Origin of the sequence: Paenibacillus sp. JMULE4 (assembly GCF_013337105.1) — a bacterium.
GTDB lineage: Bacteria > Bacillota > Bacilli > Paenibacillales > NBRC-103111 > Paenibacillus_G > Paenibacillus_G naphthalenovorans.
The window spans coordinates 103681-120195 of the sequence record NZ_SGWF01000018.1 but is presented as its reverse complement, the minus strand read 5'-3'; the positions used below and the strand labels follow the sequence as shown (position 1 = coordinate 120195).

The window sequence follows — 16515 nt, the reverse complement described above, 5'->3', positions numbered from 1 at the left end:
AAAATTGAGCCACTCGGAAGCGGTTTGATCAAAATAAAAGTGAGCCACCGAATTTCCAATTCTATCACGTTCCTCGTATGCTAGATTTGTCGACAATCTGGCGGAGAGGATAGAAAAGGATGATCACCGTGGCTCAGTTTCATCTTATCAAACATTGCATCGAGCGGGAAGGGCTCTCTCAGCGGCAAACCGCTCAGAAGCTTGGCATCTCACGCAACACCGTCAAAAAACATCTGGAGGCCGAGCTGCCGCCTACAACCATGGAACGCAGGAGGATTTACGGCGGACGGAAGCTCCGCAGGGAAACCGAGCGGATTGTGCCGCTGATCGACGAGTGGCTCAAAGCTGATCAGAACGTGTGGAAAAAGCAGCGGCATACCGCAGCACGCATCTATCACCGACTGGTGGACGAATACGGCTTTACCGGCTCAGAATCGAACATTCGCCGCCTCGTACGCCAGCGCAGGACGCTGCTGCCGGAAGTGTATATCCCGCTGGAATTCCAGATGGGGCAGCAGTTTCAATTCGACTGGGGAGAAGCCGACGTGATGCTCGGCGGCCGGCTGACGCGCGTGTATCTGTTCTGCATGCAGCTATCTGCAAGCCGCAAGCGGTTTGTCCGCGCCTATCCGCACGAAAAGCAGGAAGCGTTCCTCGACGGATTTGTCCACGGCTTTCGATACTTCGGCGGCGTCCCCGCCATCGGGCTCTTTGACAATCTCAAAACGGCGGTCATTAAAGTGCTGCAGGGCCGCGACCGATTGGAGCAGGAAGCGTTTCAAGCCCTACAGGCGCACTACGTGTTCAAAGCCGAATTTTGCAGCGCGGAGGCCGGCAACGAAAAAGGGCAGGTGGAAGGTCTGGTCGGCGATTCGAGGCGAAACGCGCTCGTCCCCGTCCCCCACGTGCAGTCGCTTGATGAACTGAACGACCTCCTGCTTGCCTGGTGCGAGCGGAGTGCGCAGCAGAAGAAAGTCCCGTACACGCAGGAAACGATTCACGAGCAGTGGCTCAAAGAAAAGCAGGCTCTTCATCCGCTTCCGACCACCGATTATGAAGCCTGCAGAACCGCCGAATGCCGGGTCAGTAAAATCTCCACCGTCACGTTCGACCGCAGCCAATATTCCGTACCGTGCGACTATGTCGGGCAGCAGGTATGGGTGAAAGGTTTTGTCGATCAGGTGATCGTGGTGGCTCAAAACCAAGTGATCGCCGAGCACCGGCGCGTCTACGAAGACGGCGGCATCCACCTGAAGCTCGATCATTATCTGGAGGCGCTGCTTCGCAAACCGCGAGCCGTCCGCGACGCCCGTGCCATGCAGACGGCGGATGTTCCGCAGGAGCTGCGCGGCTTTCATCGGCAGATGAATGCGAAGTATGGTGCGGATGGCGACCGCGGATTTGTCCGCTTCCTCCTGCTCCACCGTGAAGTGGGGATGGACATCCTGATTCGGACGGTTCAGACAGCACAGGCCGCTGGGATCTTCCGCTACGAAGGACTGCGCCAGATCGTGCAGCAGCTTACCGGACAGGAGCCGAATCCGGCCGCGCTGCCTGCAGCCAGCCTGCCGGCGGATCTCGCGGAGTACCGCGTTCGGAAAGCCGATCCCAACCGCTACGGCGAGCTCACACGTGGAGGTGCTGCGAAGTGAGAGGCGAAACGACTGAACTGCTCCTTGAAAACCTGACCAAGCTGCTCAAACTGCCGACCATTCGTCAGCAGTACCGCTCCCTGGCACGCGAAGCGGAAGAGCGCAATCTAAGCTACGAAGCGTATTTACTGGCACTGCTTGAACAGGAGCAAACCGTACGCGAAGCGAACCAGCGGCAGCAGAAGCTGCAGCGCGCCGCGTTTCCGATCCGCAAAACGCTCGACACCTTCGACTTTCACCTGCTGCCCAGTCTGAATCGAAACCGCGTCATGACGCTGGCGCAGGGGGAGTTTGTGCAGAAGAAAGAGAATGTCCTGATGCTGGGCAACAGCGGTACGGGAAAGACCCACCTTGCGATTGCAATCGGTATGCAGATGGTGCAGGAGGGCTTCCGGGTGCGGTTCATCACTGCCGCCAACTTGGTCGAGGAGCTGCTCGTGGCCAAAGAAGAACACCGGCTTCTGAACATGGAGAAGCAGTGGCTCAAATATGATGTCGTCATCTGTGACGAGCTGGGCTATGTCCCCTTCTCCAGAGCGGGTGCGGAACTCTTGTTTCAATTTTTCTCCAGCCGCTATGAACGCGGGAGCAGCATTCTGACCAGCAACCTGGATTTTGCGGAGTGGACGCAGGTGTTCGGCGACGAGAAGCTGACCGCCGCCCTGCTGGATCGCCTGACGCACCGGGCGCACATTCTGATGATGAACGGAGACTCCCACCGCTTCCGTCAAAGTCTTCAGCGACGAGCGCAGGAGGAACACGATGCGTAAAAGGGAGACGATCCGCTATGATGCCGACCGAGATGTCTGGTGCGTACCCACGTCGGCGCGGCCGTCCCCCCTCCACTGCGGGGAATGCTTTACTCTGTATGTGGGCAGCAAAGCGTACGAATGCCGCTTGGAGCTCGATACCGATTGGTACGTCCTGATGCAGGATACCAAGTTTGTCCTCCATCGACGAACCGTATATGCTGTTAGCCTGTGATAACAAGGAGGAACAGGGACATGGATGACAAGCAGACTCGAGAGCCGATGTATGATGTGGAATCGTTGGCGGCGTTCGAAGGGCAGGAGACAGAAGAACTCATCGCCGCACTCGCTGCGTACTGCAGGAGTCTGGAACAGCAGGTGGTAGGATTGCGTCAGGAGATGAATCGGCTGACACCGCAGGGGCAGGACAAGCCATTTCCGGATCTACACAGCGATCTATACGAAACGTTTGACCATCTCGCCGCCTACACACGGTTCCGGCATCTCCTGACCGGATTGGAATAAGGAACATATTTACAAATTTCCGCCCCCCTAGGGGGGCACCTTTTAAACCCTTTAATCCTTACAATATTAAACATTTATGTAAGACCAAAAGACAAAAGTGGCTCACTTTTAATATGATCGCTCTGGCTCAAAAAGATATTGACAAAAACAACCTGTCATGCGTTACCACGACAACAGCCATTGGTTTAGCACTTTCTCGCAATCTTTCTCTATCTATTTCGGAAAGTACCCGTCCGGCTGATTTTTATTCGACGAACCAGCCGTAAACGCCATATTCGATTATTGTTTCTAATAACAAATTATCACGCCCCGAAACTCTTGTAAAATTTTGTTATCTACAGGCAACAAAAGCCCCGGCTGTGGATTGGATGCTACTGTGCAGTACGCTGTGGATTGGATGCTACTGTGCAGGGTATATTTACCCCTGAACCGTCAGAAAGGCCCTGCAAGCCCTGTACCCCGCTATTCTCCCTTAATAAAGTTAAAAACCCCAGCTATGCGCCAGGGCTATGTACTACACTATGCAGCTGCGTTAATCTCCCTTTCGATTTCAGCCGTCAGCCGTTCGATCTCGTCCTGGACCGTTTCCGGGCTTATGCCCCGTTCGGCCATTTGCCGAATGATTTCCATTTGTAGCCTGTAAGCTTCTACTGCGTCCATTATAGCCGATTCCATGCGGTTGATAGCCCGATAAAGTCGGTCCGCAGCCTGGTTAAGACGGTCCATAGTAACGTTATATTCCATTCGAAACACTCCCCGTTTATTGTTTTACCGGGGCGCAGGCTGGTATAATCGAATCGGGATGATTCGCCCGCACTCCGGGCCATACCTAAAGCCTGGCAGCCTTCCCGCTGCCGGGCTTTGTTATTTCTCTTCGAATTGTTGGATAATCGCGTCGCGTTCCTGGCGCAGCTGGACGATTCGGGCGGAATATATTCCCCGGTCGCTGTCTGAAAGGCTTTCCCGGTCCATAATAAGCGACTTTGCCAGCGCGACATGCTCTCGCGTGATTTCTGTAAGGCGGTCGCCGTATTCGCTGTTGACGGCCAGCCATACGGCGTGACGGCTGTGTTCCCGGCTAACAGCGTTCATTGTGCAGCGCCCCTTTGCTGGATAAAGTCGGCTTCCCGCCCCAAGTAGACATAGTGCGGGAACACGCCGTAAGCGTCACAAAATACCGTAAATAGCTGCTCATCACGCATTAGGCAGCTGCTGTCTTTTTCAATCGCTCGAAGTTTGCGAACAGAAATGCCGATTCGTTCCGCTGCCTGCTCCTGCGTTAATAGCGCGTCCCTTCTAAGGCTGCGTAAAGTCGCTTCGCCGCTTTTGGTATCCTTGTCCAGCTTAATTGCGCCTATTGGGTAACTGTAAAGGCTGGCTAGGTACAGCAATACGTGCCAGGGCGTACGGCTGTTGTCGCGCTCAATGGCTTTGAGTTGACGGACCGTATAGCCGCTTCTTTCGGCGGCAGCTTCCAACGAAAAGCCTGCTTCTTCCCGCGCTTCGCTTAATGTTAACTTTTGCATGGTTAACCCTCCACTTCCATACCGACTTCGGGAATTTTGTTGGAAGGCTGGATCTCAAGCCATTCCACGATCTTTTCCTGCTGGAATAAGATACGCCCCCTTACTTTGACATGCGGAATTCTACCGGGGCCAGTTTCCCGCACTCCTGCATAAATGGTCGATTGACTAACTCCTAAAAACTCCGCCAGTTTTGCAGCATCCCATAAAGCTCCCATTGGCATAACCTCCAGATATTGATTAATGCAATATATTGCTATTTGCAATATTATCATAAATCATTTTATTTCTGATTGCAATTAATTTTATTGCACTTTGCGATATTTTCGTTTATTATTTCGGTTATAAGGAGGAGTGAGCTTTGGAACCTAACTTCGGACAGTATCTGAAATCCATAAGAAAAGCGGCAAAGTTTTCAATGGCCGTATTAGCTGAAAAATCCGGTGTATCACAACCTTACATCTCACAGATTGAGCGGGGTGAGCGTGGACCGTCACCAGAAATACTGAAAAAACTGGCAGCTGCGCTTAATATCAGCTACGCAGAACTAATGCTTAAAGCTGGTTATGTACCGGAAGAACTATCCCAGAACATTGACCGTCTAACCTTGCTGAAAGGTTTGCAAACTGAACTCCAACAAGCTACCAAACGCCAGTTACAAGCAGATAAAGACCTTGAAGTAGCAAACCGGGAACTGCAAATAGCTGAATATGAGTTGCAATTTTTAGAGGAACTGGAAAGGGTCAAAGACCTATCCGAATTCCTGAAAAAGCCAGGCATTACCTATATGGGAAAGACACTTTCTGACCATGATCGAATGAGGGTAACAGGCGTAATTAAATACCTATTTGCGGAAGAATAAAGCATCTTTGCTTTGCTACTCAGTAGCATTTTTTTCTTGTTTGTACCCGCCCGCCAGTTTCAGGCCACGGCAAATTCTGGCCAGGCCATTAGGGAATGTTTTACCTTTGAATACACACTGAAATCAAAGAGGTGCATTTATGCGTGGATTCCAATACATTCGGGTTTCCGATGAGGAACAGGCTGTTGAAGGCTATTCGATCACAGCGCAAAAGGCCCTGCTAGACCGCAAATTTGCAGAGTGGGGCGCGACGGTCGCAGGGGTCTACATAGACGACGGGTATTCAGCTAAAGACATTCGCCGCCCCGATCTACAACGGTTGATGAACGACATTGCAACTCTTAAACCGGACTTTATTGCTTTCTGGAAGCTCGACCGCTGGACGCGGGCCGGGCGCGATTGGCACGCTCTTAATGATAAGCTCAAGCCCTACGGTGTTACCCTCCGCAGCGCAATAGGCGAAAATTTGAGCGAAGGGACAGCGTTTGAACGCTTCAACGTCGGGCTAAACGTGCTTTTAGGACAGTTCGAGAGGGAACAAATATCAGAGCGTGTCCATTTCGTCATGATGGAGCGACATAACAAAGGGCTGCGTAACGGCGCTAAACCTCCCTATGGGTATGACCTAAAAAACGGCCAGTTGATCGTGAACGAGGAACAAGCGGAAGTCGTACGGAAAATATTTAACTGGTACGCCTACGGTGACGAGAACGGACCATGTGGCTTTAGAGAAATCGCTGTCAAGTTGAATCGAGGTAATGGGCGGGAATGGACGTATTCAAGCGTCCGATATGCCTTAATGAACCCAGTCTATTGTGGTAAACTTCGCTGGAACTACCGTAAAGCTTCTGGCAAACCTACGGGGAAAGAAATAATTGCGGACAGCGATCACGCGCCAATCATTCCAGTTGAATTGTTCGAAAAAGTGTACGGTGAAATTGTGTCACGAAAAAGAGGCGGGAAAGCTGCAACAAGTGAATATGCTTTTTCTGGCGTCCTCAGATGCGGAAGATGCGGTAAGGCGATGGTTGGGTTTAGCCGCGGTGCGAGATTCTACCGATGCACAGGCCGGGCGAACGCCGGTACATGCGATATGCCAGCTATTCATTCGGGGAGGTTAGAGCAGGCTTTTCTCGCGTCGCTGGATTACGATTCCGACCAAGTGCGTAACCTAATCGACGTTCCAGACCGGTCCGACGAAGTAAAGAGCAGACGGGAAGCTCTCGAAGCAGAGATAGAGCAAATTCGAAAGCGTAAGAAAAAATGGCAAATGGCTTATGCGGACGACGTTATATCCCTAGAAGATTTACGGGAGCGTACCAGGGAAGACGCTGAACGGGAAAAGGAGATTTCGCAGGAACTCGCTACACTACCACAGGGGACTTCAAACGTTTGGTCAAAGGAAATGATTGCGGACATCCTTGTCGACGCCAAAGAGGCAATGCAGAGCGCGGATGAAGCCGAGAAGAAGGCATTTATTAGAGAGTTGTTCGAGAGGGTTACCGTTGATGCCGAGAAGCCAGAAGGAAAACCGGCACCTGGTCGCTACAGTATGCCGGTCATTATAGAGCTTGTTCCCCGTCAATCAAAATCGTATCTTTGAGATTGCCACGGATCGCCATACATGTGGTACCCGTTGCGCTCCCAGAATCCCGGCTTATCCTTCTCCATAAACTCGATGCCGCGGAGCCATTTGGCACTTTTCCAGAAATACAGGTGCGGGACGACCATGCGAACCGGATAGCCGTGCTCAGGAGTCAACAGTTCGCCGCCGTGCTTGATGCCGAAGAAGCTGGTTTCTCGGGTAAAGTCCTCGATCGGCAGGTTCGTCGTCCAGCCCTGTTCCGCGTGCAGCATCACATAGCGCGCCTCCGGCTTCAGCTTTACGCGCTCCATAACGGTGGATACGGCAACGCCTTCCCAGACGTTATCCAGCTTCGACCAGGTGGTCACGCAATGGATATCGTTCTTATATTCCTGCCGCGGCAAGCTCATAAACTCATTATAGCTGAGGGTGACCTCTTCCTCCACCAAACCGAAAATGCGCAAATTCCATTTACTCATATCCCTGTAATAAGGCACGTCGCCGTAATGCAGCACCGGAAAACCGGTGGTCAGCGTCTGCCCGGGAGGGATGCGGTCCGCCAACGAAGCTTTGCTTTCCGATCGTTGTTCGAAGTTCATTAATTCTCACTCCTCTTCGTTAATTGACGCCTTATCTTATGACGCAGCGGGGGTAAAGTCACTTCCATTGCCTTTCCTGCATGGATGCCGCTTTCCATAACCATTGTGCCTCCGTGATGCCCGATCATAAAAGCAATGATTACCTGTTTAATTTGTCCCGGATCGCAGAGAATCATTAACTTCCCGGCCGTCTTAACCGGTATTCATCGCTTGAGGCCCCGGAGGAAGCGTCGCACCATATCATTACAATATGTTTACTATTTTCCATCCATCCAACCGGTACAACGACTATACGTCATTATGATAAGATAAATACGTTCACTGCTGCAACACACAAGCTTAACATCTGGGGGAATTCACTTTGAAATGGAAGTCCAAAGCGTTATGGCTCAGTCTCTCCATTATTGTGTTCATCACTTTACTGGGCCTTGCCGTTTATTTTGAATCTGCCGTCTATTTGTACGCAGCAAGCGCGCTTCCGGTTGTGATTGTGCCGCTGCTGCCCGATATGGCCAAGCATCGGTATGCGGATGCAGCCAAGAATAAAAACGTACAATTCGCCAAGCTCACGATCGGCGGCGATCCCATGCTCGCCATATCGTTTTCCCCGGGGTATATCCGTTGGAAACGGGCGACCGGCAAGCTGTATTTTCAATGGAGTCAAATCAGCGGGAATCCGGAGCTTGACGAAACTCCCGGCCAGGGGCACAAAGAAGCCTCTTTAACCGTGCTTCCCTTTGATTTGTCCGTTCATCCGCGTAAGCAGGGCTGGGTCGGCATCGATCTCGGCCAGCTCGCACAGCGCGCCGGCACCCTGCCCTATACGGCAGGCGAGGTAACGCGGCTGCTGATTCGCATGAGCGATTTGGAAGCTGTGGTCATGCCCGTTGCGCCCCAAACCGGGTTGCCCTCCGGCACCGGGAAACAGCTGCAGGTGTGATTCAAACATTCCTGCAAGTCAAATATCCCCTTCAGCCGCCGGCGATCCGCACAAGTAATGCCCCAATGTCCGCACCATTGCTCCCGTACCGCCTTGCGGCTCCGTCCCCCGTTCATTCCACAGCCATGCCGTGCCGCCGGTATCCAGATGCACCCAGGGAGCGTCTCCCGCAAAAAAGCCAATGAACAACCCGGCGGTTATGCTGCCCGCCCAGCGGTCCCGCGACGCGGCGTTCTTAATATCGGCCACCCGGCTTTTCAGCATGTCGTGGTATTCGGGATAATTGGGAAACGGCCAAACCTTCTCCCCCGCCTGCCGCGCATACGACAGCAGCTCCTGCAGGAACGGCTCGTCGTTGCTTACTGCGCCGGTCGCTACGTCGGCAAAGCTTACGAGCACCGCGCCGGTCAGGGTAGCCACGTCAATGAGCCGGGTAGCGCCCAGCGCTTTGGCGTACAGCACGCCGTCCGCAAGCACGACGCGCCCTTCCGCGTCCGTATTCAGGATTTCAACCGTCTGCCCGTTCATGACGCTGATGACATCCCCCGGCTTGAAGGCGGAGCCGGACGGCATGTTCTCTGCGGCAGGGATGACGATCACCGCGTGAACTTGCGGCCGCAGCCGCCCCAAAACATGAATGAGACCGAGCAGCACCGCAGCGCCGCCCATATCGCTGATCATCTCTTCCATACCCTCCGGTTTTTTCAGGGAGATCCCGCCCGTATCGAACGTAATCCCTTTACCGACGAGGCCGATCACATCGGCGTTCTCCTCCGCCGTCCCGCGGTAACGGATGGCGATCATGCGCGGCGGGTTGGCGCTTCCCCCGCCGACAGCGGCCAAGCCGCCCATGCCCTGCTCGCGAATGCCGTGCTCGTCGAGCACCGTGCATTCCAGCCCGTAACGGGCGGCCAGGGTTTGCGCCTCGCGGGCGAGCGTCTCCGGCACCAGATAGTTGCCGGGCAGGTTCGTGAGGTCGCGCGCGTAATGCGTCGCCAGGGCCATGGCGTACGCCGCTTCCAGCGAGCGCTGCAGCCCGGCGCGCTCGTCCGCTGTCGCCCTGCCGCACAGCAGGGCGACTTCTTTCAGCGCGGGCGGCCGGGTCCCGCGCGAAGCGGCGAAGCTCGGCATGCGGTAGCAGCCGAGCCAGAGCCCTTCCGCGAGCGCGTAGACGAGCTCGCGGACAGCCGCGCGCCCGGCGCGCGGCAGCGGCGCCGCCAGGCGCTCGAGCCCTTGGCCGAGCGCCGCGCGCGCCGCGTAGACGCCGGCATCGCGCCAGGCGTCTGTGCCTTCAGCGCGGGCGGCCTCGCCCAGCCCGCACAAGAGCAGGGCCTGATAGCCCGGCATCAGGCCGAGCGTGGGCAGCGCCTCGGTCTCCCCGAGGCGGCCCGAGAACCGCCCGCGCGCCGCAAGCTCGCGGACCGCGCCGACGATGGCTGCCGGCACCTCCGTACCGGCAGCCGCCGTCCATGCGCCCGACTCCAGCTCCTCCCGCGTGATAAACACCGCGAGCGCCTGCGAAGCGTCCTCCTCCGCTTCGTTGTCTTCCCGCGGCTCATCCCAAACCGGACGAATCTTCATGCTGAGTTCTTGCGTCACCAACCGGTCAAGCGGTTCCACTTCATTCATCCCTCCGTCCCTGCGGGCACGTGTCTTGACGGCCCGGGTTCATCGTGTCGTTAGTTGTTTATCGTAATCATTCGCCGCCTCCATGACCATCCGCCGCATCGGCAGGTGGTATGGGCACTGCTGCTCGCACAGCGGCTTGTCCTTACAGGGCTCATAATCCGCACAGGATAATATCTTATCCTTGTTGATTTGGTAAAATTCGTCGCCCTTCGGCAATAATCCCAATGTCTTGCGGATCTGGCTGGAGATCATCACATCGGGAATTTTAATCTCAAGAGGACAGGTACAGTAGTTGCAGCGCCGGCAGTTATGATTCCCCAGCTCCGCCGCCAAGGCTTCCAGCTCCCGTCGTTCGTCGTCGCCCACTTCCTCGCGGATGGCGGCCAGGTTCTCCTTGACTTCCTCAACGCTCACCATACCCGACAGCACGACGTGCACGTCCTGGCTATAGGGATAACGCATCGCCTTGGATACAGGCTGAATAAATCCTCCCGACAGCGGCTTCATCGCGGTTTTGCCCATATTTAGCCGTGTCGCCTCGGGGATCAGCTCATCCAGAGAAAAAGGCTGCGCCAGATTCAAATGAAACAACACTTGATCGAACTGTCTTTTCGCTATCCACTTCGCGAGCAGCTCAGGCCGGTGTCCGGTAATGCCGATAAACCGTATGTACCCCTTCCGTTTCATTTCCAGCGCGGCCTCATAAGCGCCGCCTTCATTCATCGCCGCTTTAAACTCCTGAACCGTATTGACGTAATGAATCTGCACCAGATCGATGACATCCGTCTTCATTCGCTTCAGGCTGCGTTCCATATCTTCCATCGCACTGGCATAATCCCGATTCTTCGTTTTCGTCGCCAGAAAAAATTCCGAGCGGCGGTGTGAAATGCTTTCCCCGATAATCTCCTCACTGTTTCGGTAGCCCGCCGCCGTATCGATATAATTAATGCCTTCATCCAGCGCGTAATTCAGGGCTGCCTTGGCCTGCTCAAAAGGGACTCCCGGCAGATTCATCGCCCCAAACCCCAGCGAGGATACGCGGTGCCCTGTATGGCCGAACATGGTATACCGCATCGCAGATTTCCCTCCCCATTCGTCAACCTTGCGCTTGCCCGATAAGCTGAATCTAACCTTTATGCCATTATATTACGATCTCCGGCAAAAAAACAGCAGAACTGTGGCGACCCCCGATCCTTAATCTCAATGCTGTCCGCCAAATTTTCCAGCGCTTCCGGCGCCTGATACCCGCTGACGGAACATATCTTTCAAAAAAAACAGCCGACGCTGATGGCGTCGGCTGCTGCGGGGACTTGGGTCGGGCGGCAAATGATTTTTCTATGGATGCGGATTAAAGATCGGAAAAGTGAACGACCCGTTCCAAACCTTCTCCGGCTCCCTGTCGGCGTTCTGCAGCGATTGGCCTCCGGAAGCCGGCTCTTTTTTCGAGTCGGAGTCATCGTCATCCTTCTTCTTACGCTGGTTTTCGTCTCTGTTCCCCTGCTCTTTACGCTTCTCCTCGTCCTTACCCCGCTGTTCCTCAGCCTTTTTCCTTTCTTCTTCCAACCGTTTGCGATACTCTTCGGCCTGTTTTTTCTTCAGCTCTTCAGCCTTCTCGCGAAGCTCTTCCAGCTTCTTGCGCGCTTCTTCCTCCCGCTTCTTCTGCTCTTCTAGGCGCTTTGCCGCTTCCTCGCGGAGGCGTTTCTCTGCGCTATTCCTGTTATCCCAGATGCTGCGTGAGTTCCGGTCGTCATCGTCGTCGCGATTGTTGCCTCTCCTCCGGTCGTCCCTGTCATCCCGGTCGTCCTTTTTATCAGCCTGACGTACTACACCCGGAATCGTGACGACGGACGAATGGGGTGAGCCCGGCCTGGCATTGACGGTTCTGGAGTTCCCTGAATCCTTGTCATCCTTATTATTGTCATTTTTCCCGCTGCCGGACGGAACAGTCGAGCTCTTCTGTTCGTTAGCAGGGGCAGTATTGTCCGGGAGGCTTATCGTACTTCCCTTATTCGTATCGGCCTTTTCCCTATTGATCAGCCGCTCCTGAAGCCTCTTATCCAGCTCGCCGGACTTTTCTTCCTCCATCAACTGCTTGATGGCCGCCTTCGTCGGAAGACGGTCGGGCGCCATCATCTGAGCCATTTCCGGGCTTTCCTTGAAGATGCTCAATACCGAACGCGTCTTCAGCTCATCGAGCGTAATGGCGGCGCCGCTGCTTTTGGCATTCAGATATACGGTATATTTCCCCATAGACACACCGTTCTGGCTGGCGACCTCACGAACTTCCTGGGGAGCGGCGAAGGAGGCTATCTGATATGAATCTACTTGCGTCGGGTGCGATGCTTGTATGTATTCCTTCACCTGCAGGCGCAGCTTTTCCGCAATCAGTATGTCACTGATCTTGCTGTCCGGCTGAATGACCGTGCTGGCAATGACGATTTCGGCCTCTCCTTTGGAGAACGCCATGGATTCAGCCCTGTTCAAAATGCCCGCCGTCACGGTTTCCAGAGGCTTTTTCTTATAATCGACCTGTTGAATCAGCGCCTCGCCGTCTTCATTCAGACCGTGAAGCTCAACAACCCGCTCCCGGATGTCGATGCCCATCTCCACGCTCGGGTTAATGTCGATTGAGATATATGCCACAACCTCCTGGCTTCCGAGCTTGCCGTGAAAGCTCGCGAACAGCACCAGACAGAACACCACCGCCGCCACGATGGCCGAACGCCCGGCGACAGACAAATTCCTCCAGTTGATGCCTTCGTCGGCATAAGTGATTTCTTCCCCGATCTCGCAGTTTCTTTTTTTGCGGGCCAACCGCTGAAACCGGCCATCGGGCCGCATGACAATGACGCTTTTCTCCGTGATTTCCATCACGATCCCTTTGTTCAATTCACGTCCCCCCCTTCTTCCGAATCGCTTCTGATATGAAGGTAATCTCTAAGATACGGATAGGGTCCTTTATATATCAGAGCGACAGCGATAATAAACTTACGGTTTCGTTCCAGCGTCTTGCGCGACACCTCCACTTGATCCAGCAATTCCTTGATGGGCAGCATTCTCTTTGACATCATCGTCTGCATCAGCCCGGCATCCTCGGACAGCTTTTTCGCAATTGCGAAGAGCGCCTGGCGCGAATCGTCGTGCTTGGGCGAAGCGTCGACCAGATCGGCAAAACCAATCCCGAAATCGGTCAGTGAACGGTTCAGCTCCATAATTTCACTACGTCGCTCCTGGTTGCCTTTTTGCTTCTCATACTGTTCGATCGCCTGGTGGATCTCGATGGGATTAACAATGTTATCCTCCTCGTCCTCCACCTCAAACGTACTGTAAGGGATCTGCTGCGAGAACCGCTGCTCCTTTCGAATATAATCAATAAGCCGACGGCGGATCACCTGTTCGGCAAAACCAAGAAACGAACGTCCTGCCTGAGGAGAAAATTGATTGATCGCCTCATTAAAAGCTCCGAGCGCGATGCTGAACTCATCGTCCCGGGTAGGATCTATATATCTTTTACAAAATCTGCTCGTCACCTTGGCAACGTACGGCTGATAATCCGTAATAAATTGATTGCGAAGGCGCAAATCACCCTCTTGAATGCGAATTACGATTTGTTCCGGCGATTGCGAATCCGCGTTATCCGGGTGGGGAGACTGGCGTTTTCCTAAAAACTTCTTAAATAAAACGAGCAGCAATCGTTCCACCTCACACTACAAATTTTTCGCTGGTTCCCTAACGATTACGGGGGTAAGCTTAGGGTCTTCCCTCTCTAAATTTTCACAATATTTTGGATGCCCAGGTTATCGTTTCCATATCGTCCGACAACAAAAAAACATCCCCTCCCGAGCCGCAATTCCTGCGGATCGGTCCCGCTGGCCTGGGCTGCATGCTCTATGCTGCCGAAAGCGCGGCTCCCGGCTGAATGCACAGGCCGACAAGCGGTCTTATGCACCAGCCTGGAAGAAGCGGGCTAATGAAGGGACGTTATGGTTTAGACGGCCTAGGACAGGCCTCGCATGGTTTTTTTGCTCTTTAACTTATGCCGCCGCTGGCTAAGTACGTTCAGCCGCTTCTTCAGCTGCCGCTCCCATTCGGCGTCCCCGATTTCTTTGGCCACCATGAGGAGGTCCAGCGCCATATCGATCTGGCTGCGGACAACCTCAAGCGGCTCCTCGTCCTCATGGTTTACGCAATTCTCAAACAGCTTCGACGAATCGTGGCCGTCAACATAATCTCCAAAATCTACTTCAGGGGCACCGTCTCCGTGTGCATATTCGGCCAGGATTTCATACTCGTTCTCGACCAGATGGTGCACTTCCACTCGGTGGCACACTGGGCAGAATAACAGAGGTACATTGTGTATATACGTTCTGATATGTTTTAACGTCCCTTTCGTTCCCAACATGCTGGCACCGCAGCAAAAGCTCATCCTTTTCGCCTCCAAATCCCGGTTTAAAATCCTCTCAACCTATATTCATTCAACTTATATTCAATCCGAGCCAAAAAAACACATGCCGATATCCTAGACTTATATTCGACCTAAGGATACAAAAATCCTCTTTTTTCATCTTTTGAAGGCCAGTTAAATCTTTCCTGACCCCGTTCAAAAACCGCCTTTCGCCTAGGATTTGGACAAACTTGAAATGAAATACAGCGTTATTTCAACTGTATGATCTATGCAGTTCGTGTCATTAACTGGTAAACGGTGGTTTTTGCTGCACAAATGTCACTAATTTCTCGAAATTAGGACGAAAAACCACTTGACATTTTGGAAACACCCCCATAATCGCGAAGGATACCTCTATTTGCAGGGTATATCTTCTAGATTATAGGTGGTTTGCCAATGTCAGCGTTACAAAAACCGAGATTTACTGAGCTCAATCATAGTGAATGCGCGGGAGCCCCCGTCCTAAAAAGTTTGTGGGATCGTTTTGACTTCTCTCTGCTGCTCTCCCAATCCGGCATGATGAAGCGTAGTGGAACACCGTCTTGGCTCCTTTGCTTCCTTTATGTCGTCGGTCTCGTTTCCAATTGTTCATCCGTTGTTCAAATGGCACAGTTAGCCGACAAGGATGCCTTGCTGAAAGTCATGTTCCAGCCCTGGAAGCTCACTCAGTATACGTTGAGCCGCTTCTTCACGACTAGCTTTGCCTGGATGACCTTTGGAAAAAAGCGTGTCGAGCGATTGCAGCAAGATACCCTGACCCGACTCTCCGATGGGGATGTGGTCAATCTCGATGATACGCATAGTGCGCATCCCTACGCCAAACAACTTCCGTTTCTCAGCTGGCTCTACGACCATTCCACAAAAACATATGCATGGGCGATGAATCTTGTGGTCCTGCAAGCTGTCCTAAAAAGCGGATTGGAATATCCGTTGTTTTACCGCGTGTGGCATAAGCCGGAAACGAAGGGTGAGGGTCTTACGAAGCTGGATCTGGCCAGACAGATGCTTTTGATGCTGCGTGAATCCGTCACATGCCGACTGTGGGTGGCGATGGACCGGTGGTATCTGTGCAAGAAATTTTTCGTATTCCTAGAAGAAAACAACTTTGATTGGGTAACCAAGGCCAAGCGCAACACCGCTTTATTCCGTAAAGTCATTGAACCCGGTACCCGTCGAGAACGCTTCGTGCCGCTGACTCCGGTCATGCTCATCCGCGAAGTGTTCAAGGATTTGACTCGTCAAGCGACATCCGGATTGAGTTCCATTTCCATTCCGGGTATTTACATGAAGCGCCCTTACACCACTATAAATCGAAAAGGAAAGCAAGTGACCAAACAACGATTTGTACCGATCGCCGCTGTTGTCGCCATGCGATTAAAGGAAGATGAACAACCCGATTCGAATCCCGTCCAGACAGAAGAGGAAGAGTCCCCTGCCACTTACAGAGGCGCGTACTTGCTCATCAGTAACCGCTTTGATGCGCCGGAGCAAGCATTGCAGACCTACGTAAAACGCTGGCGGATCGAAGTGTTCTTTCGTGCAGCCAAGCAGGAACTGGCTTTTGAAAAGTGCCATGCCCAATCCGAAGCGCATCACCATGCTCATTTCGAGCTATTGTTCGCCGCTGAGACATTATTAGCCGTTGCGCTTTTCGAACTGAACAAAGAAAAAACGAGTGATGAAGGCTACACCCACGGCGAAATGGTTCGTGGCCTCTTCCACACTCGTTGTCAGGTTCGCGTGAAAAACCACAAGGGCATTCAGCGAATCTCTATTGATTGTGACATACAAGTGCGGCAATTTGCAAGACTAATTGAATTGTTTTGGCCAGAGCATTATTTAATGCTTCTTTGGGTTACACCCAGACCAGAACTTTACCAGGTCTTACCACGAACTGCATAGGTCATGTCAACTGTATGAAATAAGGTCGTCCTTTTATGTTATATCATATGCGGACGAGGTCTTTTTGCATATACGGCTGGAGCATACTTTTCAAACTTGCGACTC

Annotated in this window: 18 protein-coding genes; 8 read left to right on the top strand and 10 right to left on the bottom strand. The window is 53.2% G+C overall.

Annotated elements, in window-relative coordinates; genetic code table 11:
* Nucleotides 1-119 precede the first annotated feature (119 nt).
* From istA to EXW96_RS20875, 4 genes are read left to right on the top strand one after another with little or no spacing between them, the layout of a single operon-like run.
* Complete coding sequence (gene istA / locus EXW96_RS20890; protein ID WP_174349759.1) at nucleotides 120-1652, top strand: IS21 family transposase; 1533 nt, start codon at nucleotides 120-122, stop codon at nucleotides 1650-1652.
* Nucleotides 1649-2422: an IS21-like element helper ATPase IstB gene (istB, locus tag EXW96_RS20885; RefSeq protein ID WP_174349758.1), complete on the top strand. Its 774-nt coding sequence runs from the start codon at nucleotides 1649-1651 to the stop codon at nucleotides 2420-2422. Before istA ends, istB begins: the two co-directional genes overlap by 4 nt.
* A complete protein-coding gene (locus EXW96_RS20880) occupies nucleotides 2415-2636 on the top strand; it encodes a DUF5348 domain-containing protein (RefSeq protein WP_174349757.1) in 222 nt (73 codons plus the stop codon). Before istB ends, EXW96_RS20880 begins: the two co-directional genes overlap by 8 nt.
* A gap of 20 nt (nucleotides 2637-2656) precedes the next feature.
* On the top strand, nucleotides 2657-2926 hold the full coding sequence (locus EXW96_RS20875) for a hypothetical protein (RefSeq protein ID WP_174349756.1): 270 nt from the start codon (nucleotides 2657-2659) through the stop codon (nucleotides 2924-2926).
* Nucleotides 2927-3445: 519 nt separating this feature from the next.
* On the opposite strand, the gene EXW96_RS20870 is transcribed toward EXW96_RS20875, so the two are convergent.
* The 4 genes from EXW96_RS20870 to EXW96_RS20855 all read right to left on the bottom strand — a co-directional run bounded on the left by EXW96_RS20870 (nucleotide 3446) and on the right by EXW96_RS20855 (nucleotide 4667).
* Nucleotides 3446-3670, bottom strand: a complete 225-nt coding sequence (locus tag EXW96_RS20870) for a hypothetical protein (protein ID WP_174351310.1) — start codon at nucleotides 3668-3670, stop codon at nucleotides 3446-3448.
* A gap of 120 nt (nucleotides 3671-3790) precedes the next feature.
* Nucleotides 3791-4018, bottom strand: a complete 228-nt coding sequence (locus EXW96_RS20865) for a hypothetical protein (RefSeq protein WP_174351309.1) — start codon at nucleotides 4016-4018, stop codon at nucleotides 3791-3793.
* Complete coding sequence (locus tag EXW96_RS20860; RefSeq protein WP_174351308.1) at nucleotides 4015-4452, bottom strand: helix-turn-helix domain-containing protein; 438 nt, start codon at nucleotides 4450-4452, stop codon at nucleotides 4015-4017. The genes EXW96_RS20865 and EXW96_RS20860 overlap by 4 nt, the downstream gene beginning before the upstream one ends.
* A 2-nt stretch (nucleotides 4453-4454) precedes the next feature.
* On the bottom strand, nucleotides 4455-4667 hold the full coding sequence (locus tag EXW96_RS20855) for a helix-turn-helix domain-containing protein (RefSeq protein WP_174351307.1): 213 nt from the start codon (nucleotides 4665-4667) through the stop codon (nucleotides 4455-4457).
* A 143-nt stretch (nucleotides 4668-4810) separates the two neighbouring features.
* On the opposite strand from EXW96_RS20855, the gene EXW96_RS20850 reads away from it, so the two are divergent.
* A complete protein-coding gene (locus tag EXW96_RS20850; RefSeq protein WP_174351306.1) occupies nucleotides 4811-5311 on the top strand; it encodes a helix-turn-helix domain-containing protein in 501 nt (166 codons plus the stop codon).
* Between the two features lie 139 nt (nucleotides 5312-5450).
* Nucleotides 5451-6914 (top strand): recombinase family protein, encoded by a 1464-nt coding sequence (locus EXW96_RS20845; protein ID WP_174351305.1) that lies wholly within the window; start codon nucleotides 5451-5453, stop codon nucleotides 6912-6914.
* Here EXW96_RS20845 and EXW96_RS20840 read toward each other — a convergent pair.
* Nucleotides 6893-7495 carry a sulfite oxidase-like oxidoreductase gene (locus EXW96_RS20840; protein WP_062409826.1) on the bottom strand — a complete coding sequence of 201 codons (603 nt, stop codon included), beginning with the start codon at nucleotides 7493-7495 and terminating at the stop codon, nucleotides 6893-6895. The two genes, EXW96_RS20845 and EXW96_RS20840, sit on opposite strands and share 22 nt — an antisense overlap.
* A gap of 361 nt (nucleotides 7496-7856) precedes the next feature.
* Here EXW96_RS20840 and EXW96_RS20835 point away from each other — a divergent pair, with 361 nt between their 5' ends.
* Nucleotides 7857-8435, top strand: a complete 579-nt coding sequence (locus EXW96_RS20835) for a hypothetical protein (RefSeq protein ID WP_174351304.1) — start codon at nucleotides 7857-7859, stop codon at nucleotides 8433-8435.
* 18 nt (nucleotides 8436-8453) lie between these two features.
* Here EXW96_RS20835 and EXW96_RS20830 read toward each other — a convergent pair whose 3' ends face one another.
* The 5 genes from EXW96_RS20830 to EXW96_RS20810 all read right to left on the bottom strand — a co-directional run bounded on the left by EXW96_RS20830 (nucleotide 8454) and on the right by EXW96_RS20810 (nucleotide 14490).
* Nucleotides 8454-10064, bottom strand: coding sequence for a leucyl aminopeptidase (locus EXW96_RS20830; RefSeq protein ID WP_254611487.1), 1611 nt, complete (start codon nucleotides 10062-10064; stop codon nucleotides 8454-8456).
* A gap of 39 nt (nucleotides 10065-10103) precedes the next feature.
* The gene (locus EXW96_RS20825) at nucleotides 10104-11138 is read right to left on the bottom strand and encodes an aldo/keto reductase (RefSeq protein WP_137670389.1); all 1035 of its coding nucleotides are present in this window, start codon (nucleotides 11136-11138) and stop codon (nucleotides 10104-10106) included.
* Between the two features lie 261 nt (nucleotides 11139-11399).
* The gene (locus EXW96_RS20820; RefSeq protein WP_174351303.1) at nucleotides 11400-12953 is read right to left on the bottom strand and encodes an anti-sigma factor domain-containing protein; all 1554 of its coding nucleotides are present in this window, start codon (nucleotides 12951-12953) and stop codon (nucleotides 11400-11402) included.
* A complete protein-coding gene (gene sigI / locus EXW96_RS20815) occupies nucleotides 12950-13756 on the bottom strand; it encodes an RNA polymerase sigma factor SigI (RefSeq protein WP_062409831.1) in 807 nt (268 codons plus the stop codon). Before sigI ends, EXW96_RS20820 begins: the two co-directional genes overlap by 4 nt.
* 305 nt (nucleotides 13757-14061) lie before the next feature.
* Nucleotides 14062-14490, bottom strand: coding sequence for a hypothetical protein (locus tag EXW96_RS20810; protein ID WP_062409832.1), 429 nt, complete (start codon nucleotides 14488-14490; stop codon nucleotides 14062-14064).
* Nucleotides 14491-14904: 414 nt separating this feature from the next.
* Here EXW96_RS20810 and EXW96_RS27760 point away from each other — a divergent pair, with 414 nt between their 5' ends.
* Nucleotides 14905-16410 carry a transposase gene (locus tag EXW96_RS27760; RefSeq protein WP_203237022.1) on the top strand — a complete coding sequence of 502 codons (1506 nt, stop codon included), beginning with the start codon at nucleotides 14905-14907 and terminating at the stop codon, nucleotides 16408-16410.
* Nucleotides 16411-16515 lie beyond the last annotated feature (105 nt).